This is a genomic window from Synechococcus sp. 8F6 (genome assembly GCF_002252665.1).
Classification (GTDB): Bacteria; Cyanobacteriota; Cyanobacteriia; order PCC-6307; family Cyanobiaceae; genus Cyanobium_A.
On sequence record NZ_NQKZ01000004.1, the window covers coordinates 87,172 to 105,542 of the forward strand.

The following is an 18,371-nucleotide window of genomic DNA, read 5'->3' on the forward strand; positions in this document are numbered from 1 at the left end:
TTCTACTCTGCAGGCCAGAGCTGACGCCCGCCATGAGTGCCCCGCCCGGCCGCCTCACCCTGATCACCGGCCCCAGTGGCGTGGGCAAGGGCACCCTGGTGCAGCGGCTGCTGGCGCATCACCCGCAGATCTGGTTGTCGATCTCGGCCACCACCCGCTCCTCCCGGGCGGGGGAAGTGGAAGGCGAGCACTATTTCTTCCTGAGCCGCGAGGCCTTCGAGCAGCAGGTGGCTGAGGAAGGCTTTCTGGAGTGGGCTGAATTTGCCGGCAACCTCTACGGCACCCCCCGTCAACCGGTGGAGGCCCAGCTCGCTGCTGGCCGGCCCGTGCTGCTGGAGATCGAGCTGGAGGGCGCCCGCCAGGTGCGGCGCAGCTTTGCGGCCGGCTTTCAGATCTTTGTGGAGCCCCCCAGCTTTGCGGAGTTGGAGCGGCGCATCCGCGGCCGCGGCACCGACAGCGAGGAGGCCATCGGCCGGCGGCTCGAGCGGGCCCGGGTGGAGCTGGCGGCGGCGCCGGAATTTGATGCCGTGCTGGTCAACGGCGATCTGGATGCGGCCCTGGCGGAGCTGGAGCGGTTGATGGGTCTGGCGAGCTAGCGCCCACAACAAGCGCCGACAAAAAAGCGGCCCCTCAGGGCCGCTTGAGGGTTTTGCGGTGTTTCACGCCTCGTGAAACAAGCTGAGCGTTCAAAAACCAGAAGGTTCAAGACTCCCCAGGGTTGAACCTTCTCAGAGCGGGTGGAACAGCAGGTCGGGGAAGAAGCGGTTGAACTCGATCACAATCCCAGCGGTGACGGTGAACCAGATGGCTGCGAACACCGGAGCGGTGGTGAGGAACTTTTTCATGGCTGGGCGTTGGGGAGGAAGGAAACCAGAGGAGGCGCTGTGGCTTGCTGCGTGCAGCGAGTGACGCCGTTCAGCGAGGCGAAACCGTGACCTTGTCGTCGGATTCGAGCAGCTTGCCGCTGGTGAGCTCACCGAAGGCGGCCAGGGGCCAGGTGGCGGCGGCCAGGGTGCTCTTGAAGGCCAGGGGCAGATCGATCTGGATCTCCTTCATGGTGGCGTCCTTGTCGCCGCGGATGGCGCGCAGGTAGTTGCGACCCGCCCAGCCGATGCAACCGGCGATGTAGAGGAAGGCGATGCCGGGGATCATGAAGTCACCGGCGTGATCCCAGCGACCGTCCACGATCAGGTGGGGCAGGCCATCGGTGCCGCACACGGCCTGGCTGTACATCGCAAATCGGGCCTTGGCCTGATCGGTTTTGGCTCCGGCGGCACGCTGCTGGAAGCGGGCGTTTTCGGAGCACGGGGTCAGGCCTGCCACATCGGCCTTGGCCGCGGGAGCGAAGCCGAGGAGCAGGAAGGCGGAGAGCAGAACTGCGAACAGTCGGCGGGAAAAAAGACGGCGCATCAGACGCAAGGCCGCGGGGCAGGATGACACCACTGGACAGTACGGGAGCTGCTTAGGTCCAATGCCCACGGTTCTTGCCCTCGAAACAAGTTGTGACGAGTCAGCGGCAGCGATTGTGCGCGATCAGACGGTGCTCGCCAGCGCCGTGGCCTCCCAGGTGGAGGAGCACGCCCGCTGGGGTGGCGTGGTGCCGGAAATCGCCTCGCGGCGCCATGTGGAGGCCCTGCCCCAGTTGATCGAGCAGGTGTGCCGGCAGAGCGGTGTGGCCCTCGCGGAGCTCGATGGCATCGCCGCCACCGCTGCGCCCGGGTTGGTGGGGGCCCTGTTGGTGGCCTCGGTGACCGGCCGCACCCTGGCCCGCCTCCACGCCAAGCCCTTTGTGGCGGTGCATCACCTCGAGGGTCACCTCTGCTCGGTGCAGCTGGGTGAGCCGCTGCCGCCAGGGCCCTACCTGGTGCTGCTGGTGAGCGGTGGTCACACCGAGCTGTTGCGGGTGGATGGGCCGGGCCGCTACCAGCGCCTGGGCCGCAGCCACGACGATGCGGCTGGGGAGGCCTTCGACAAGGTGGCGCGGCTGCTGGGGCTGGGCTATCCGGGCGGTCCTGCGATCGAGGCGGCCGGTCGTGACGGCGACGCCAACCGCTTCGCCCTGCCCAAGGGCCGGGTGTCGCGGCCGGAGGGGGGCTACTACCCCTACGACTTCAGCTTCAGCGGCCTCAAGACGGCGATGCTGCGCCAGGTGCGGGCGCTCGAGGGCGTTCGGGATGCCGCCCCGGACGCCGCGCCTGAGCCCCTGCCCCTGGCCGACCTGGTGGCCAGCTTTGAGCAGGTGGTGGCGGAGGTGCTGGTGGAGCGCAGTTGCCGCTGCGCCCGCGAGCAGGGGCTGGCCACCCTGGTGCTGGTGGGCGGGGTGGCCGCCAACCGGCGGCTGCGGGCCCTGCTTGAGGCGCGCTGCCAGCGGGATGGCCTGGCCTGGCGGGTGGCGCCGCTGGCTTACTGCACCGACAACGCCGCCATGATCGGCGTGGCAGCGGCCCAGCGCCTGGCCGGCGGCCAGAGCAGCTGTCTCGACCTGGGTGTGGCGGCGCGGTTGCCGCTGGAGCAGGCGGATCGGCTGTACGAACGGCAACCTTGCTTTTAATGCCCGTAGGCTGGGAGCTCTGCGGGATTGGTGTGGCGCCATGACCCCCCTCGACAGTGAGCGCGATCCCCACGCCGTTGTTGAACACGACGTTGAACGGGTGACGCCGACCGAGCTCAACGCCTGGCGGCGAGGCTTCACGCCCCAGGCGGAGATCTGGAATGGCCGACTGGCCATGCTGGGCCTGTCGGTGGGCCTGTCGGTGTTGCTGGTGGCCCGGCTGGCGAGCCACTGACCGCACCCCATTTACGTGCGACCGCGCAGGGCCTGGGCCAGTTCATTGGGCTTGAGGCTTTGGGCGATGGCGTCTTCGGCGGTGACGCGGCCGTCTTCGACCAGTTGTTGCAGCGACTGATTGGCCGTCTGCATGCCATCGAAGCCGCTGCGCTTCATGATCTCCTCGATCTCGTCGAGCTCGCCTCGCTGGATGTAGTCCTTGCAGGCGTCGGTGTTGATCAGGATGTCGTGGAAGGCGGCCCGCTTGCCATCGGTGGTTTTCAGCAGCCCCTGGGCAATCACCCCCAGCAGCGATTCCGATACGGCCCGCCGCACGCTGTCCTGCTCATTGGGGGGAACCATGCCGAGCACCCGTTCCACCGTCTTGACAGCGGAGTTGGTGTGCAGGGTGCCGAACACCAGGTGACCCGTCTGGGAGGCCTCGATGGCGGTTGCCAGGGTTTCCTGGTCGCGGATTTCTCCGATCAGGATCACGTCGGGGTCCTCGCGCAGGGCGGCGCGTAGAGCGTTCTGGAACACCTTGGTGTGTTGGCCCACCTCCCGGTGGCGGATCAGCGACTGGCGGCTCTCGTGCACAAACTCCACCGGGTCCTCAATCGTGAGGATGTGGCGGCTCATGTTGCGGTTGATCCAATCGATCATCGCCGCGAGGGTGGTGCTCTTGCCGGAGCCGGTGGGGCCCGTCACCAGCACCATTCCCTTGGGCCGCGCTGCCAGCTCCTTGAGCACCGGCGGCAGGTTGAGATCTTCGAGGCTGGCGATCGTCTGGGGGATCAGCCGCAGCACCATCGCTGGGCCCCGCAGCGAATCCAGCAGGTTGATGCGCACCCGCACGAAGGGAAAGGCGTGGGAGCCGTCGAATTCCTTGTCGCATTGGAAGGCGTCGATCTCGGCGGGGCTGAGCATCTCCCGCATCCAGCCGTTGAAGGTGGCCGCATCGGTGATCGGCCAGCCGGTGCCCGCTATCTCGCCGCGGGCCCGGTAGCGGGGCTCCTCGCCCACGCCCAGGTGCACGTCGGAGTAGCCCTTCTCGTTGGCGATCCGCACGATCTCTGCGAGGGCGCCGGGTTGGCTGCCGGTGTTGGCAGCAGCTGGGGTCGCGGCCGGGGGAAACGGAGAGGGAGGGAAGGGTGACGGGGGAAAGGGCGAAGTCGTCATCGGCGGCCACCTGGATCGCCCCAGCTTCGCCGCTGCAGCGGTTTCTGTCAGTCCCTGATCCCTCCCAGCAGCGTTCGTAGGATCCGCCTGTCTGCAGCGCTTTGGTGTCCAAGCCCCTTGTCACGATCGTGCTGGGCACCCGTCCGGAGGCCATCAAGCTGGCGCCGGTGATCCGGGCGTTTCAGCAGGCCGAGGATTTCCGCACCCGGGTGGTGCTCACCGGTCAGCACCGCGAGATGGTGAGCCAGGTGATGGGGCTGTTCGGCCTGACGGCCGACCACGACCTGGCCCTGATGGCCCCCAAGCAGACCCTCACCCACATCACCTGCGGCGCCTTGCAGGGGTTGAAGGAGGAGTTCACCGCCCACCGGCCCGATCTGGTGCTGGTGCAGGGCGACACCACCACGGCTTTTGCCTCGGCCCTGGCGGCCTTCTACGAGCAGATCCCGGTGGGTCATGTGGAGGCTGGGCTGCGCACCGACAACCTGCTCGACCCCTTCCCCGAGGAGGCCAACCGGCGGCTGATCTCCCAGCTCGCCCAGCTGCATTTCGCCCCCACGCCCCTGTCGGCGGCCAATTGCCGCGCCTCGGGCGTGGTGGGCACGGTGCTCACCACCGGCAACACGGTGATCGATGCCCTGCTGCTGATGGCGGAGCAGGCGCCGCCCTACGTGCTGCCCGGCCTCGATTTCGCCACCCAGCGGGTGATCCTGGCGACGGTGCACCGCCGCGAAAACTGGGGTGAGCGGCTGCAGCACATCGGCCAGGGCTTCCGCGAGTTGCTCGACCGTTACCCCGATACCGCCCTGCTGCTGCCGCTGCACCGCAATCCCACCGTGCGCGAGCCCCTGCAGGCCCTGCTGGGCGATCAACCGCGGGCATTCCTCACCGAACCGCTCGACTACGACCAGCTGGTGGCGGCGATGCGCGGCGCCACCCTGGTGTTGAGCGATTCGGGCGGGTTGCAGGAGGAGGCGCCGTCGCTGGGCAAGCCTGTGCTGGTGCTGCGCCGCACCACCGAGCGGCCGGAGGCGGTGGAGGCCGGCACGGCCCGGCTGATCGGCACCGACAGCGCCGACATCGTGGCGGAAGCCAGCCGGCTGCTCGATGATCCCGCCGCCTACGAGGCCATGGCCCGGGCCCACAACCCCTTCGGCGACGGCCAGGCGTCGGGGCGAATTCTGGAGGCCGCCCGCACCTTCCTGGCCGGCTAGGGGCGCTTTTTGGCCCAGGGCGGCAGGTCGATGAACACCCGGGTGCCGCTCTTGAGGCCCGAGAGGATCTGGGTGTTCTTGCCGCTGCTGATGCCGAGCTCCACGGGCTGGAAGCTGGGCTGGTTGTTCTTGCCCACCAGCAACACCCCCGGCCGGCCCGACTCGGTCACGATCGCCACGGTGGGCACGAGGGTGTCGGCCTGCACCTGGCCGGCCTGGAAGCCCACGTCGGCGGTCATGCCGATGCGCAGCTGGGCGGTGTCGCCCACCAGGCGCAGCACCACATCGAAGGAGGTGACGTTGTTGAGCTTCACGGCCCGTGGTGTGATCCGCTTGACCCGCGCTTCAAAACGCTGGTCGGGAAAGGCATCGACGCGCACCGTGGCGCTTTGGCCCAGCCGCACCCGGCCGATGTCGCTTTCGGGCACCTTGGCCACCACCTCGAGGCCCTGGGCCAGCTCGACGATCGAGGAGCTGGTGGCGCCGGCGGTGGCCGAGGCGGTGGTGGTGGGGGTCACAAACGCGCCGGGATCGGCGAAGCGCTGGGTCACCACCCCATCGAAGGGGGCGCGCACGATCAGGTCGGCCTGCTCCACCCGGCGGGCGGCCAGACGCTGGCGGGCGGCCTGTTCGGCCGCTTGCTCTACCAGGAAGGTGCTGCGCACGCTGTTGTAGTCGCTGAGGCTGATGGCGTTCTGGCGGTAGAGCCGCTCGTTGCGTTCCAGCTCGCTGCGGCTGCGCACCAGCTGGGCCTGGGCAGAGCGCAGCTGAGCCTGGAGCTCGGCCAGCCGCTCGCCCAGGTCGCCGCGATCCATGCGTGCCAGGGCCTGGCCGCGGCGCACCGGATCGCCCTCCTCCACAAACAACTCCTCGATCACCCCCTGGCGTTTGGGGCTCACATTCACCCGCTTTTCCGCCTCCAATTCACCGCTGGCACTCACCACGCCGGGCAGGTTGCCCGATTCGGCCAGCACGGTGTAAGGGGCAAGATTGGCGTTGCCGGCGCTGCGTTGGCGCTGCACCACGGCGAGGCCAGTGACCAGCACCAGCCCCGCGGCCGCAGCCGCCCAAACGCGCCGTCGCTGCCAGCGCGGTCGAGGCGGCGGATTGGGGCTGGGGCTGGTGGCTGCTCCTGGAACCACGGACTGGCTGGGCACGACCGGCGGTGGGATGAGGGTGGGAATCGGCCTGTGGGGCAGTGGCCTCCAGTTTCGCTGCTGGATGGCTTGACCTGCGGCCCGTAGATTTCAGCCATGCTCAAAGCCGGAATCGTCGGCCTGCCCAACGTGGGCAAGTCGACCCTATTCAACGCCCTGGTGGCCAACGCCCAGGCCGAAGCCGCCAACTATCCCTTCTGCACCATCGAGCCCAACTCGGGCATTGTGTCGGTGCCGGATCCGCGCCTGCAGCAGCTCTCGGATCTGAGCCGCAGCAAAGAGATCATCCCCACCAAGGTGGAGTTTGTGGATATCGCCGGCCTGGTGAAGGGGGCCAGCCAGGGCGAGGGCCTGGGCAACAAGTTTTTGGCCAACATCCGCGAGGTGGACGCGATTGTGCACGTGGTGCGTTGCTTCGACAACGACGACGTGATCCATGTGAGCGGCTCGGTGGGCCCGGCCCGTGATGCCGAAGTGATCAACCTGGAGCTGGGCCTGGCCGATCTCTCCCAGGTGGAGAAGCGGCGCGAGCGCCTCAAGAAGCAGGTGCGCACCAGCAAGGAGGCGCAGGCAGAAGACGCGGCCCTGGAGCGCATCCAGGCTGTACTCGAGGCCGGCGGTGCGGCCCGCAGCGTGGCGCTCAGCGCTGAAGAGGCCTTGATGGTGAAGCCCCTGGGCCTGCTCACCGCCAAGCCGATCATCTACGCCACCAACGTGAGCGAAGACGATCTGGCCAGCGGCAATGCCTACTGCGAGGAGGTGGCGGCTCTGGCGGTGAAGGAGGGCGCCGGCACGGTGCGCATCTCGGCCCAGGTGGAAGCCGAGCTGATCGAGCTGCCGGAGGAGGATCGCGCTGAATTCCTCGCTGGCCTTGGGGTGGAGGAGGGCGGCCTGCAGAGCCTGATCCGCGCCACCTACGACCTGCTGGGCCTGCGCACCTATTTCACAACCGGCGAGAAGGAAACCCGCGCCTGGACGATCCAGGCCGGCATGACTGCCCCCCAGGCCGCTGGTGTGATTCACACCGACTTTGAGCGCGGCTTCATCCGCGCGCAAACCATCGGCACCCAGCAGCTGCTGGAGGCCGGTTCGCTGGCCGAAGCCCGCAACAAGGGCTGGCTGCGGGCTGAGGGCAAGGAATATGTGGTAGCTGAGGGCGACGTGATGGAGTTTCTGTTCAACGTGTGAGGTGCCTGGAGCTGGCGGGTTTTCTCACGTCGGAGATTCTGTACAGCTCCAGTCCCATCCCGTTCGGGTTCAGCCCTCCAGTCGCCGCCGCCGGGGTGCTCCAGAATGGGGGAAAAATGTTCAGTGGTGCCATGACGGATCCGGCCCAGCAACCCGCCCCCCACCACGACACCTCCCCCGAGACGCCCCACGATTTCGACGTGCAGAAGGAGCTGCACCAGAAGATCCGCAACGATCCCGACTACGACGACTGGGAGTACGGCACCGAGCCCCTACCCCACGAGGCCTGGGTGGCTAAGCAGACCCCCCAGGCGTCTCCTGAGCCGCCGGCCGCGGCCTGAGCCGCTTCACCAGGTTGAGCGCCGCCAGGCAGAGCAGGGTCATCACGATCCAGAGGCCGCCGGCGTGGCGCTGGGCATCGAGGGCCAGGCCGGCCAGCAGCGGCGCTGCCAGGGCGCTGAGGGCAAAGCACTGGGAAAACAGGGCCATGGCTAACCCCTGGTGCTCGCGTGGGCTGAGCTCGATCACCGCTTCGGTGGCAATCGGCAGGAAGGCTGCCGCCCCCAGGGCCAGCGGCAGCTGGGCCAGCAGCACCAGCCACAGGCCGAGGCTGCTCAGCGCCGAGAAGGCCAGCAGCACCGTGCCCGCCGCAAAGCAGGCCAGGCTGAGCCCCAGCCCATGGGCCACCGGCCGCTTCGCCAGGGCCTGACCCACCGGCCATTGGATCAGCACCAGCAGCCCCAGCTGCAGGCCGACCAGCAGCGCCCCCAGGCTCTCGGGCATCGCCGCCCGCTCCAGCCCACCACGCACAAGATCCAGCGGCAGAGCGCTCTGCATCAGCGCCGGCAGGGAGGTGGCGAGCAGGCTGATCGCCAGAACCGGCAGCAGCGGCGGCAGCCACTGGCGCCAGGGTGTTTGGTCGGCGGGATCGCCGCTGGGGGGGGTAGGCCGCGGCAGGGGCTGGCGCAGCAGCAGCACCACCACCGCCACCAGGCAGGCGATGTCCACCAGATAGATGCCCCGCAGCCGCCCGCCCGCCGCCAGCAGGGCTCCCAGCAGCGCTCCAGCGGCGATGCCGGCCGCATCGGCGCTGCGCGCCAACGCGTAGCCCCGGGCCGACGGGATTGGCCGGGGCCCCATATGGCAGCCCAGCGGCACCGCCAGCTCGATCGCTGGCCAGTAGAGCCCAGCGGCGATGCCCAGCAGCAGTTGGCCCTGCACATAACCGCCAAAGGCGCTCGTGCCCAGCAGCCGAACGTCGCCCAGCAGCGCCGCGACGGCCGCCAGCAGCACCGGGACCGAGCAGGCCAGCCCCCGGTCCAGCAGCGCGCCGCTCAGAAACCGGCCCACCGTGCCCGCCAGGGCCGCCAGCGCCAGCCCCTGGGTTACCGCTTGGGCGCTGAAGGCCTCCTGGTGAAACACGATCGGCGTGAGATACAGCACGCCACCGGCCCCCAGCGAGGCCACCAGCCGCACCAGAGCCACCTCCCGCAGGGCCTTTGGAAACTGGGCCAGCCAGGACCGAAGGCTTGGGCTCAGGCGGTGGGGTGGGCTCAAGCAACAGGGCAGTCAGTTCGGGTGCAGTCTGCTGCCGCGGCCCGGAGGGAGGAGACTGGAGCACCCATGCCGCTTGATTTGCTTCTCCCCCCGCCTTGCCGCCGGGCCGCCCTGGCCGGGTTGCCGGTCCTTCTGGCGGCGTGGGCCGTGTGGGCCCCGCTGCCGGTGCGGGCTGCCGAGGAGCTGAGGCTGCAACTCGATGGGCTGGAGGTGCCGATCGATCTCGTAGCGCTCGAGGCCTGGGCCCGCCAGCCCGACCAGGCCAGCCCGCCCGGAGCCGTGGGCGGCGATCTGGCCGTGTGGCTCAACCTGCTCGAGCCCACCAGCCGCCGCGACCTGATCCGCCTGCTGCAGGCGCCCTTGCTGCGCGATCGCAGCTTCGGCCTGGAGCTGCTCAACAGCTGGACCGGCGAGCAGATGCTCAAGGAGGCAGGCACCCTGCTGACCACTCCAAATAGCCGCAGCACGGCGCCACTGCTGCTCAGCAGCCTGCGCCAGCTGCTGGAGCGTCAAAGCAGCGTGTCCAGCCTGGAGCTGTTGCGGGCCCTGCCGGTGCCCAGCGTCACCCTGCGCATCGACGGTCTGCTGGAGTTGGCCAGCCAGTGGCGCAGCCAGCTCCAGCGCCAGAACGGCGCCCTGGCCCAGTTGCGCCAGCTGCCCCTGCCCCGGCGCAGCTCCCGGGCCCTGGCTTTCACCAATGTGGTGCGGCGCCAGCCCCGGCGGCTGCAGTTGGCCGTGCCCCACCGGGTGACGCCCGTGCCGCTGGAACTCTGGCCCGCCCAGCAGGCCCGCCAGGGCCCTTGGGTGCTGCTGATGCCTGGCCTCGGCGGAAGCCCCGACCAGCTCAGTTGGCTGGCGGCCGCCCTGGCTGATCGCGGCTGGCCCGTGCTGGTGGTGGATCATCCTGGCAGCGATCAGCAAGCCCTCCAGGCCTCCCTGCTCGGTGATGCGCCGCCCCCCGGTGCCGAAACCCTGCCCCAGCGCCTGGCTGATCTGCAGGCTGTGTTTGAGGCCCAGCGGGACGGCCGGCTGCCGCCGTTTGGTCCGGCGCCGGCGGGGGAGCAGGGGGTGGTGCTGATGGGCCATTCCCTCGGTGGGCTGGCGGCGTTAATGGGCGCAGGCCTGGTGCCGGAGCGGGGCCTGGGCCGCCGCTGCGAACTCGCCCTGGCGTCGCTGCCGCTCACCAACCTGTCGCGGCTGCTGCAGTGCCAGCTGCCCCAGGTCACCGGCGATGGGGCCGCGAGCTCCGGCCCGTTGCCGGTGGCGATGTCCGCGTCGTCGCCCCTGTTGGGGGTGGTGGCCTTCAACGGCTTCGGCAGCCTGCTCTGGCCCTATCGGGGCCTGGAGGATCTCAAGGTGCCGGTGCTGCTGGTGGGTGGCGGGCTGGATCTGGTCACGCCGCCGGAGCAGGAGCAGTTGGCGGTGTTTGCCGGCGCACGCCACCCCCGCAGCCGCCTGGTGCTGGTGGAGGGCGCCAGCCACTTTTCTCCGGTTCGCATCGACAACCGAGGCGAAGTGTTGTTCCGCCTTGGCAATGAGCTGGTGGGCATCGAGCCCCTCAAGGTGCAAGCCCTGCTGCTCAACCTCACCACCGAATTCCTCCAGGGCCTCGAGCACCCCTTGCTGCTGTCCCCCCAGCGCCGCGACCAGGACGGCGTGCGCGCCTACGTGCTCGACCACCACCAGGCCCGCCGCTGGCGCCAGCAGATTCCATTGCGTTGAACTTTCAGAAGCTGATGCGCGGGTCGAGCAGTGCCACTAGCGCATCTACCGCCACAGTCACCAGCACCACCAGGCCCGCCACCACCACCACGATCCCCTGCACCAGCGGGTAGTCGCGCTGTGCGATCGCCTCCTGCAGCCGGAAGGCGATGCCGGGCCAGGAGTAGGTGACCTCGATCAGCAGGGCGCCGCCGATCAGCGACGCCACCGTGATGCCCGTGATCGTCAGCACCGGCAGCAGGGCGTTGGGCAGGGCGTGGCGCAGCACCACCCGGGCTTCGCCCAGGCCGCGGCTGCGGGCCGCTTCCACGTAGTCGGAGCCGAGGGCGCGGCGCAGGTTGAGCCGCAGCGCATTGGCGAAGATGCCGCTCAGCAGCACACCCAGGGTGGCCGCCGGCAGCACCAGATGGCGCACGCTGCCCACCAGCTGCTGCCACTGGCCGGTGGCCAGGCCGCTGCGCAGGCTGTCGAGCAGGTAGAAGCCGCTGCCCTCCGGCGGCAGCAACGTGGGCGGGAAGCGCCCCCCCACCGGCAGCCAGCCCAGCCACACCGCAAACACCAGTTGCACCACCATCGCCGCCCAGAAGGGCGGCAGGGCATAGGTGCCGATGCCGTAGAGCCGGCCGGCCAGGTCGAGCTTGCCTTCCGGGCGGGCGATGCCCGAGAAGCCCACCGCCAGCCCCACCACGGCTGCCAGCAGCAGGGCCACCACCCCCAGCTCCAGGGAGGCCGGCAGGCTTTGGCGGATCACGTCGGTCACCGGTTGCTGGTTGGTGAGCGAGGCGCCCAGATCGCCGTGCAGCAGCTTGCTCAGGAAGGTGCCGTATTGCTGCAGCAGCGGTTGATCCAGCCCGAGCTGGGCCCGCAGGGCAGCCCGGGCACTCTCGGGGGCGCGGGTGCCGAGCAGGGCGTCGATCGGATCGCCCGGCGCCACCCGCAGCAGCAGGAACACCAGGCTGGCGATCAGCCACAGCATCACCGGCGCCAGGGCCAGCCGGGCCGCCAGATAACGCAGCAGGGTGCGTCGGCGGCTCATCGCACGCCACCTCCAGCCGTTGATGCGTGGGTGCGGTGCAGCTCCTGCAGCAGCAGCCGGCCGGAGCCATCGAAGCGGGGTTGGCTCACCTGGCGCTGGGCCCAGGCCCGCGGTGCCACCAGCCACACCGGCAGGTAGGGGTTGGCGGCAGCGGTCTGGTGCTGGATGCGGCGCAGCAGGGCTGTGCGCGCCGGACCCGCCAGGGCGGCGCTGCGCTCCAGCTCCTGCTGCAGGCCCGGCTGGCTCCAAAAGCTGCCGCTGGCGGCTGCGGCGCCCTTGCGGCAGCGCTCGCCTTCGGCCTGGTCGCAGCCCAGCAGCGGTACCAGGTAGTTGTCGGCGTCGGGGAAGTCGCCCATCCACTCCAGCAGGATCAGCGGGAAGGCGCCATCGCCCAGCTGGCGGTAGGCGGTGGTGGCCTCCATGCCAGTCACCTCCAGGGCGACGCAATCGCCAAGATCCTGCCTCAGCTGGGCCTGCCAGGTGAGGGCAAACAACTTGTCGGCGGGCACGTTGGAGCGGAAGGTGAGCGGCAGGCTCAGCCGCTTGCCGTTGCAGTAGCCGGCCTGGCGGTAAAGCTGGCGCGCCTTGGCCGGGCTGTACCCCGGCCAGGCGGTGGGATCCGCGCCCTTGAGGCTGGGCGGCACCAGGTCGTGCAGGGGCGGCCGCAGCCCCAGGGTCACCCTGCGGCTGATCGTGCTGCGATCAAGGCTGTAGGCCACCGCCTGGCGCAGGCGCGGATCGTTGAGGGGTGGCTGGTCGGTGAGCAGGGTGAGGTAGCCGATCTCCAGGGCTGGTCCGCTGCCCTCCCGCAACGCCCCCGCCGCCGCCCGCCGCCGCAGGGCCGCCTGCTGGTCGATCTCCAGGCTGGTGGAGAGCAGCACATCCACCTCGCCGCTCTGCAGGGCGCCGAACAGGGCGGTGGAGTTGCTCAGGGCCACCAGATCGAGGCCGCCGTTGGCGGGCTTGGGCCCCCAGTAGCCGGCGAAGGGCTCCAGCCGCTGCTGCTGGTTGGCGAAGAAGCTGAGCCGGTAAGGCCCCGTGCCCACGAAGCGGTCGTTGAGGAAGCTGCGGCGGTGCTTGCGGTAGGCGCTGGGGGAGAGCGGCGTCAGGTTGACGGCGCTGAGCAGCTCGGCCAGGGCGCTGTAGGGCCGTTTGAGCTTCAGCTCGAGCGTGTAGGGCCCCACGGCCCGCACGGCGCTCACCCGATCGCCGAGCAGGTAGCTGAGCTTGCCGATCGCCAGGAAGCGCTCAAGCGTGAACACCATGGCTGCCGCGTCAAACGGCGTGCCGTCGTGGAAACGCACCCCCTGGCGTAGTTCCACCCGAGCGGTGAGGCCGTCTCCGCTGAGCTGGGGCAGGGCCACCGCGAGCCGCGGCTCCAGCTGGCCTCGGGCGTTGATCGCATACAGCGGATCGCCGATGGCGCTCAGCAGCTGCATGGCGCCAAAGGTGTAGGCGCCCGCGGGATCGACCGTGTCGATGCGGTTCTTGCTGGCCACCACCAGGCGGTTGTTGGCCGGGTGGGATGCGTTGGTGCCTTGGCGGGGTTGGCAGCCCCCGAGGGTGAGACCCATCCCCAGGCCGGCCATCAGCAGGGCTGCAGCCTGGATGCGGTTCAGCCGCGGAGCGCGGGGCAAGGGGCGTCCGTCAAAGCCTCGCCATTCAAGACCGATGCGGCCGGGCCGGACGCACCTGCTGCAGGGAAATTTCAAACACCTCCGAACCCTGGCGGTCCAGGGGCCAGCGGCGCAGCCAGCAGCGGTCGTGATGGTCGTCGATGCCGATCACCTGGTAGAGCTGCTCATCGCTGCCGAGGTGCACGCAGGCGCCCTGGTGAAGGGCGGGTGCGGCGGTGGAGCAGGTGGGACCGGTCATAGGGGAAGGCGGCGATGGCTGCCGGATGGATGGATGACGGGGCTGGAGGGTGGGAATCGGGACAGAGTGGTGAAGGGTTGCAAAGGGACCCTTTACACAACGCAATCCTGCAGGTCCTACGAGGGCTGAAACTGTTCGTGTCGTTACCGAGGCCGGCCTGGTGAGGGGATCGTCACAGTCACCGGGCGGAAGGCGTCTTAAGGATTGCTTCAGATTGATGCACCCACTGTGGCCTGTCGTGGGGCCCTCCGGCCAGCGGGTGGCGATTTGCAGACCTGATGGCCTTGATCAGTCGCGCTCTAGAGGGTGCGCAGGCAGGCGGCCACGGCCTGCACGTCAGCCAGGGCTTCGATCGCGGCCAGGGCCTGGCGGAAGTTGGCTTCGCACACGTCGTGGGTGATCACCACGATTTCGGCGTCGCCGGCGCTCTGGGTTTCGAACTGCACGATCGACTGGATCGACACGCCCGCTTCGCCGAAGCAGGTGCCGATCTTGCCGATCACACCGGCCTCGTCGCTGGTGCGCAGCCGCACGTAGTTGCGGTGGGTCGTCTCGGCGCTGTCCACCAGGCGGCAGGCCCGCCAGCTGCCCGCGGCCAGCAGGGGATCGAGAGGGGGCTTGGCTGAGCCTGCGGTGGCCTGGCGGATGCCGGCGATGTTGAGGATGTCGGCCACCACGGCCGAGGCGGTGGGGCCAGCGCCAGCTCCCGGGCCGTAAAACATCACCTGGCCCACCGGATCCCCCTCCACCAGGATCGCGTTGTTCACCCCGTTCACCCCGGCCAGCGGATGGGCTTTGGGCAGCAGGGTGGGATGCACGCGCACATCCAGCAGCTGCTCGGCGCCCTGATTCAGGTTGGGCATGGCCTGGGCCACCGCCAACAGCTTCACCACGTAGCCCAGCTGGGCGGCGTAGGCCACGTCGCGGGCCTCCAGCCTGTCGATGCCTTCGGTGGGGATGGCGGCCCGGGGCACGCTGCCGCCGTAGGCCAGGCCCGCCAGGATGGCGATCTTGTCGGCGGCGTCGCCGCCCTGCACGTCGGCGGCGGGATCGGCTTCGGCGTAGCCCAGCCGCTGGGCCTCGGCCAGCACGTCGGCGTAGGCGGCGCCCTCGGCCGCCATGCGGCTGAGGATGTAGTTGGTGGTGCCGTTGATGATCCCGCTCACCCGCTGGATGCGGTTGGCACCCAAGGACTGTTTGAGCGGCTCGATGATCGGAATGCCGCCACCCACGGCTGCTTCGATCAGCACATACACGCCCTGCTCGGCGGCGGCCGCAGCGATCTCCTCGCCGTAGCGGGCGATCACGGCCTTGTTGGCGGTCACCACCGGCTTGCCGGCGGCGATCGCCCGCAGGATCAGGGAGCGGGCCGGCTCCAGCCCACCCATCACCTCCACCACGATGTCCACGGCCGGGTCGTCCACCACCGCCTCCGGATTGGTGGTGAGCAGCTCAGCGGCCAGCTCCACGGGCCGCAGCCGGGTCAGGTCGCGCACCGCCACCCGACGCAGGTCCAGTTCAGCCACCAGCGGATGGCGCCCGGAGGGGGTCGCCAGAATGCCGGCCACGCCTGCCCCCACCGTGCCGAGGCCGAGCAAGCCGATGCCGATGGTCATGCGCTGGGGGATTGCAGTGGGGCGATCCTAGAAATCAGCCCGCCTGTGCCGAAATCAGCCCGCCAGCGCCTGGGCCTGGGCCTGCATCAGCCGCAGGATGTTGAGGAAGCCGTTGGCCCTCGACGGCGTGAGGCTGGCCTGCAGACCGGTGGCCGCGATGAAGCTCGGATCGATGGCGGTGGCCTGCGCGGGCGTCAGCCCCTCCAGTCCTTGGATCAGCAGGGCCAGCAGCCCCTTGGTGATCGCCGCATCGGAATCGCCGCGCCAGTGGAGCTTGCCGTCCACCAGTTCCCCCACCACAAACACCTGGGAGACGCAGCCCTTCACCTTGAAGGCGTCGTCGCGAAAATCTTCCGGAAGGGGCTCGAGCTTCTTGGCCAGCCACAGCACGTATTCGTAGCGCCGCCTGGGATCGGTCGTGCCGGCTAGACGCGCCACGATCTGGTCGAGGGCAGGGCTGCCGGTGGGGGCGGCTGCCATCAGCGGCGTCCGGTGCGCCGGCCGCGGCGCCAGGTCATGGTTATGCCCAGGGTCCCAACAATGGCTCCAACGTCCAAGACACCACCGCTGCCGCTGAAGGCCAGCGGCTGCCAGCCAGCGGCGCTTGAGCTGGAGGTGGTGGGGCTGGTGCCGGGCAGTTCCAGGTAGTCGCGATGCCCAGGCCCCTTGTCCACCTGCACTTCCCAGGCGGTGGTGGCCCCTGGGGGCAGGCGGAAGCGCAGCTGGCCGTTGGCGTCGGTGCGGCCCACGTCGATCGGGGTGCCGCCCGGTGGCACTAGCCGCACCACCGCATCATCGGCCGGTTCGCCGTTGCCGAAGCGGCTGTCGAGCACCACTTGGTTGGTGAGGCTGCTCAATCGCTCGAGGCTGCTTTCCAGGGCATGGCTGCGGGCCGGGGCTGGCCCAATCAGCAGGGCTGCAACCGCCGCGAGGCCGCTGGCGGCACTGAAGCGGACCACTGGATGGCGCAGGGTCATGGCTGGATCAGGACGCTTTCCAGCGACTATCGCTACTTTTGCCGGCCTGCACCATCCGCACCATCGAGCTCACCATCATCGAGAGGGCGTCGTGGCTCTGGCCCCGCTCCTGCAGTTCGGCGGCCAGCACCTGCTCAGGGGCTGAGGCGTGGCTGCTGGGGGTGCTCGACGCAGACAGGTCCAAGGCGGTGCAGGTGGAATGAAGATGATCCTGGCAAACGAGGGCAGCTACTGCGCTGCTTGTGAAGCCTTTGTTGAACAAGTTGTTCAACAAGTTGTTCAACAAGTTGTCCGACCGGTTCAACACCGAGGCGCGGGATCCAGCCAGCCGGGCCCGTTTTCATCCAGCCAGCCGTGGAGTGGCACGTCCCAGGGGTCGCGGGGCAGTTGCTCCAGCCGGCAGCCCTGGGGCAGCACCGCCAGCGCCGGCACCCGCGCCCAGGCCGGATCGGCCCGCAGCCGGTCGTACCAGCCGCCGCCATAACCGAGCCGAATCCCGGCGGCGTCGCAGGCCAGGGCCGGAATCAGCAGCAGGCCCAGCATCTCCGGGTCCAGCCCGCCCCCTCCTAGCTCGTCATTGTGATCCGCTGGGGCGGGGATACCGCAGCCATCAGGCGCCAAGGCCTCTGCGTTGTGCCAGGGCCGGTACACCAGTCGGGCATCACCATCCTCTGCGGCGTGGGTGATGGCCGGCAGGGCGACCCGGCCGGGCAGCAGGGTCCGCAGGGCCCGTAGATCCACCTCGCTGGGCAGGGGCCAGTAGAGCCCCAGGAGCTGATCCGGGGCCAGCAGCCCGGGCACGTGCCGCAGCGCCTGGGCCTCAATCGCGGGCTGGGCCGCCGGCAGCAGGGCCTGGCGCTGGGCGCGGAATTGCCGCCTCAGCGCGGCTTTGGTGCTGGCGGTGGCCTCATCCGCGGCGCTCATCGCTGGAACCAACCCGTCAGGGCGGCGGCCAAAGCATCGGCGGCGTCATCGGGCCGGGGTGGGGTGTCGAGGTTGAGCTCGCGCATCACCGCTTCGAGCACCTCGTCTTTCTGGGCATGGCCGTGGCCGGTGAGGGCCTGCTTGATCTGCATCGGCGGAAACTCCACCACCGGCACCTTGAAGCGCGCCAGGGTCATCATCAGCACACCGCGGGCCTGCACCACGGCAATGGTGGTGCTGGAGCGGTAGAAGAAAAACTTCTCCACCACCGCCAGCTCGGGTCGCCAGGTGCGGATCAGCACCCGCAGGTCGCGGGCGATCTCCACCATCCGCTCCCCCTCGCTGCGGCCGGGCTCGGTGCGCAGGATGCCGCAGTCGAGCAGCGCCTGGCGGCCGCTGCGGCCCCGCTCGCTCTCCACCTCGATCACCCCGTAGCCCACGCGGGCCAGGCCGGGATCGATGCCGAGGATGCGCATGGCTCAGTCCTCGGGGCTGAGTCGGTACGGAACCCGCACACCGCCGAGGGACTCCGGGAAATCGCGGGTGTTGCGGGTCACCAGCTGCAGGCGATGGCAGCGCGCCGTAGCGAGGATGATGGCATCCGGGATTTTCAGGCCCAGGCTGCGGCGGCAGGCCACCGCCTCCCGGGCGATGGCCTGGGTCAGCTCCAGGCGCGGAAAGCTGCTCAGCCAGGGTTCCACGGCGCCCAATTCGTCATCGCGGCAGCCCACCAGGATTTCCATCCAGCTGATCACGCTGATCGAGGCAGCCCCGGCGTGGGTTTCGATCCAGGCGAGGGCCTGGGCTTCCCCGCGTAAGAGATCGATCAGGATGTTGGAGTCGAGCAGCAGCCCTGCAGCTGCAATCCCAGCGGCCACGTCAGTGCTCCCATTCGCTGCGCAGCGCCCGCTCCAGGCTCAGGGAATCTTCCGGGCGGTTGCGCCACAGGCCAAAGACGCTCTGGTGCTGAACGCCCTGGTGGTCTAGCCAGCTGCGCAGGGCCTGGCGCAGGCCTTCGGCGCGGGACAGACCACGCTGGTGGCAGAGGCTGTCGAGCCGTTCCCGATCGGCATCGGGCAGATCGATGATCGTGCGCATCGGGCCCGCACCCCCCGCGGTCAAGATTGATATCGACATCATATGCCGTTATCAATGCCGG

At 69.4% G+C, this 18,371-nt stretch carries 23 protein-coding genes; 7 read left to right on the forward strand and 16 right to left on the reverse strand.

Translation table 11 applies throughout. The annotated features are described in order from the left end of the window. Nucleotides 1-32 precede the first annotated feature (32 nt). The gene (gmk, locus tag CJZ78_RS04720) at nucleotides 33-596 is read left to right on the forward strand and encodes a guanylate kinase (protein ID WP_094559736.1); all 564 of its coding nucleotides are present in this window, start codon (nucleotides 33-35) and stop codon (nucleotides 594-596) included. 132 nt (nucleotides 597-728) lie between these two features. Here the strand turns inward: gmk and psaJ are convergent, their stop codons facing one another. Together psaJ and CJZ78_RS04730 are read right to left on the reverse strand one after the other, a co-directional pair. Continuing rightward, nucleotides 729-845: a photosystem I reaction center subunit IX gene (gene psaJ, locus CJZ78_RS04725; RefSeq protein WP_094559737.1), complete on the reverse strand. Its 117-nt coding sequence runs from the start codon at nucleotides 843-845 to the stop codon at nucleotides 729-731. 70 nt (nucleotides 846-915) lie between these two features. Further along, nucleotides 916-1,410, reverse strand: a complete 495-nt coding sequence (locus tag CJZ78_RS04730; protein ID WP_094559738.1) for a Photosystem I reaction center subunit III — start codon at nucleotides 1,408-1,410, stop codon at nucleotides 916-918. Between the two features lie 61 nt (nucleotides 1,411-1,471). On the opposite strand from CJZ78_RS04730, the gene tsaD reads away from it, so the two are divergent. Next, nucleotides 1,472-2,551, forward strand: a complete 1,080-nt coding sequence (gene tsaD / locus CJZ78_RS04735; RefSeq protein ID WP_094559739.1) for a tRNA (adenosine(37)-N6)-threonylcarbamoyltransferase complex transferase subunit TsaD — start codon at nucleotides 1,472-1,474, stop codon at nucleotides 2,549-2,551. A gap of 40 nt (nucleotides 2,552-2,591) precedes the next feature. Then, nucleotides 2,592-2,786, forward strand: coding sequence for a high light inducible protein (locus tag CJZ78_RS04740; protein ID WP_094559740.1), 195 nt, complete (start codon nucleotides 2,592-2,594; stop codon nucleotides 2,784-2,786). Nucleotides 2,787-2,797: 11 nt separating this feature from the next. Here CJZ78_RS04740 and CJZ78_RS04745 read toward each other — a convergent pair whose 3' ends face one another. After that, entirely contained in the window at nucleotides 2,798-3,946 is a 1,149-nt protein-coding gene (locus CJZ78_RS04745) for a type IV pilus twitching motility protein PilT (protein ID WP_094559741.1), read from the reverse strand. A gap of 101 nt (nucleotides 3,947-4,047) precedes the next feature. Here CJZ78_RS04745 and wecB point away from each other — a divergent pair, with 101 nt between their 5' ends. Further along, nucleotides 4,048-5,160, forward strand: coding sequence for a non-hydrolyzing UDP-N-acetylglucosamine 2-epimerase (gene wecB / locus CJZ78_RS04750; RefSeq protein WP_094559742.1), 1,113 nt, complete (start codon nucleotides 4,048-4,050; stop codon nucleotides 5,158-5,160). Here wecB and CJZ78_RS04755 read toward each other — a convergent pair. Continuing rightward, on the reverse strand, nucleotides 5,157-6,302 hold the full coding sequence (locus CJZ78_RS04755) for an efflux RND transporter periplasmic adaptor subunit (RefSeq protein WP_233128494.1): 1,146 nt from the start codon (nucleotides 6,300-6,302) through the stop codon (nucleotides 5,157-5,159). The genes wecB and CJZ78_RS04755 overlap by 4 nt on opposite strands. Nucleotides 6,303-6,413: 111 nt before the next feature. Between CJZ78_RS04755 and ychF the strand changes: the two genes are divergently transcribed. Next, complete coding sequence (ychF, locus tag CJZ78_RS04760; RefSeq protein WP_094559743.1) at nucleotides 6,414-7,505, forward strand: redox-regulated ATPase YchF; 1,092 nt, start codon at nucleotides 6,414-6,416, stop codon at nucleotides 7,503-7,505. 131 nt (nucleotides 7,506-7,636) lie between these two features. Next, on the forward strand, nucleotides 7,637-7,846 hold the full coding sequence (locus CJZ78_RS04765; protein WP_094559838.1) for a hypothetical protein: 210 nt from the start codon (nucleotides 7,637-7,639) through the stop codon (nucleotides 7,844-7,846). On the opposite strand, the gene CJZ78_RS04770 is transcribed toward CJZ78_RS04765, so the two are convergent. Then, a complete protein-coding gene (locus tag CJZ78_RS04770) occupies nucleotides 7,800-9,062 on the reverse strand; it encodes an MFS transporter (protein ID WP_369802018.1) in 1,263 nt (420 codons plus the stop codon). The genes CJZ78_RS04765 and CJZ78_RS04770 overlap by 47 nt on opposite strands. Before the next feature lie 78 nt (nucleotides 9,063-9,140). On the opposite strand from CJZ78_RS04770, the gene CJZ78_RS04775 reads away from it, so the two are divergent. Further along, nucleotides 9,141-10,784 carry an alpha/beta hydrolase gene (locus CJZ78_RS04775; RefSeq protein ID WP_233128495.1) on the forward strand — a complete coding sequence of 548 codons (1,644 nt, stop codon included), beginning with the start codon at nucleotides 9,141-9,143 and terminating at the stop codon, nucleotides 10,782-10,784. Between the two features lie 4 nt (nucleotides 10,785-10,788). On the opposite strand, the gene CJZ78_RS04780 is transcribed toward CJZ78_RS04775, so the two are convergent. The 11 genes from CJZ78_RS04780 to CJZ78_RS04830 form a co-directional block, all read right to left on the reverse strand. Then, nucleotides 10,789-11,820, reverse strand: coding sequence for an ABC transporter permease (locus CJZ78_RS04780; RefSeq protein ID WP_094559745.1), 1,032 nt, complete (start codon nucleotides 11,818-11,820; stop codon nucleotides 10,789-10,791). Then, the gene (locus CJZ78_RS04785) at nucleotides 11,817-13,409 is read right to left on the reverse strand and encodes an ABC transporter substrate-binding protein (protein WP_094559840.1); all 1,593 of its coding nucleotides are present in this window, start codon (nucleotides 13,407-13,409) and stop codon (nucleotides 11,817-11,819) included. Before CJZ78_RS04785 ends, CJZ78_RS04780 begins: the two co-directional genes overlap by 4 nt. 73 nt (nucleotides 13,410-13,482) lie before the next feature. Then, entirely contained in the window at nucleotides 13,483-13,695 is a 213-nt protein-coding gene (locus CJZ78_RS04790) for a hypothetical protein (protein WP_094559746.1), read from the reverse strand. Nucleotides 13,696-13,994: 299 nt separating this feature from the next. Next, nucleotides 13,995-15,311: a homoserine dehydrogenase gene (locus tag CJZ78_RS04795; protein WP_094559747.1), complete on the reverse strand. Its 1,317-nt coding sequence runs from the start codon at nucleotides 15,309-15,311 to the stop codon at nucleotides 13,995-13,997. 54 nt (nucleotides 15,312-15,365) lie between these two features. Continuing rightward, nucleotides 15,366-15,791 carry a SufE family protein gene (locus CJZ78_RS04800; RefSeq protein WP_094559748.1) on the reverse strand — a complete coding sequence of 142 codons (426 nt, stop codon included), beginning with the start codon at nucleotides 15,789-15,791 and terminating at the stop codon, nucleotides 15,366-15,368. Beyond that, on the reverse strand, nucleotides 15,791-16,288 hold the full coding sequence (locus CJZ78_RS04805) for a hypothetical protein (RefSeq protein ID WP_094559749.1): 498 nt from the start codon (nucleotides 16,286-16,288) through the stop codon (nucleotides 15,791-15,793). The genes CJZ78_RS04800 and CJZ78_RS04805 overlap by 1 nt, the downstream gene beginning before the upstream one ends. A gap of 7 nt (nucleotides 16,289-16,295) precedes the next feature. Then, nucleotides 16,296-16,472, reverse strand: coding sequence for a hypothetical protein (locus CJZ78_RS14010; protein ID WP_158217027.1), 177 nt, complete (start codon nucleotides 16,470-16,472; stop codon nucleotides 16,296-16,298). A 116-nt stretch (nucleotides 16,473-16,588) separates the two neighbouring features. Further along, a complete protein-coding gene (locus CJZ78_RS04815) occupies nucleotides 16,589-17,212 on the reverse strand; it encodes a 5-formyltetrahydrofolate cyclo-ligase (RefSeq protein WP_094559751.1) in 624 nt (207 codons plus the stop codon). Then, nucleotides 17,209-17,688 carry a crossover junction endodeoxyribonuclease RuvC gene (gene ruvC / locus CJZ78_RS04820; RefSeq protein ID WP_094559752.1) on the reverse strand — a complete coding sequence of 160 codons (480 nt, stop codon included), beginning with the start codon at nucleotides 17,686-17,688 and terminating at the stop codon, nucleotides 17,209-17,211. The genes CJZ78_RS04815 and ruvC overlap by 4 nt, the downstream gene beginning before the upstream one ends. A gap of 3 nt (nucleotides 17,689-17,691) precedes the next feature. Continuing rightward, nucleotides 17,692-18,090 (reverse strand): type II toxin-antitoxin system VapC family toxin, encoded by a 399-nt coding sequence (locus CJZ78_RS04825; RefSeq protein WP_233128496.1) that lies wholly within the window; start codon nucleotides 18,088-18,090, stop codon nucleotides 17,692-17,694. A gap of 1 nt (nucleotide 18,091) precedes the next feature. Continuing rightward, the gene (locus tag CJZ78_RS04830; protein ID WP_094559753.1) at nucleotides 18,092-18,310 is read right to left on the reverse strand and encodes a CopG family transcriptional regulator; all 219 of its coding nucleotides are present in this window, start codon (nucleotides 18,308-18,310) and stop codon (nucleotides 18,092-18,094) included. Nucleotides 18,311-18,371: the final 61 nt, after the last annotated feature.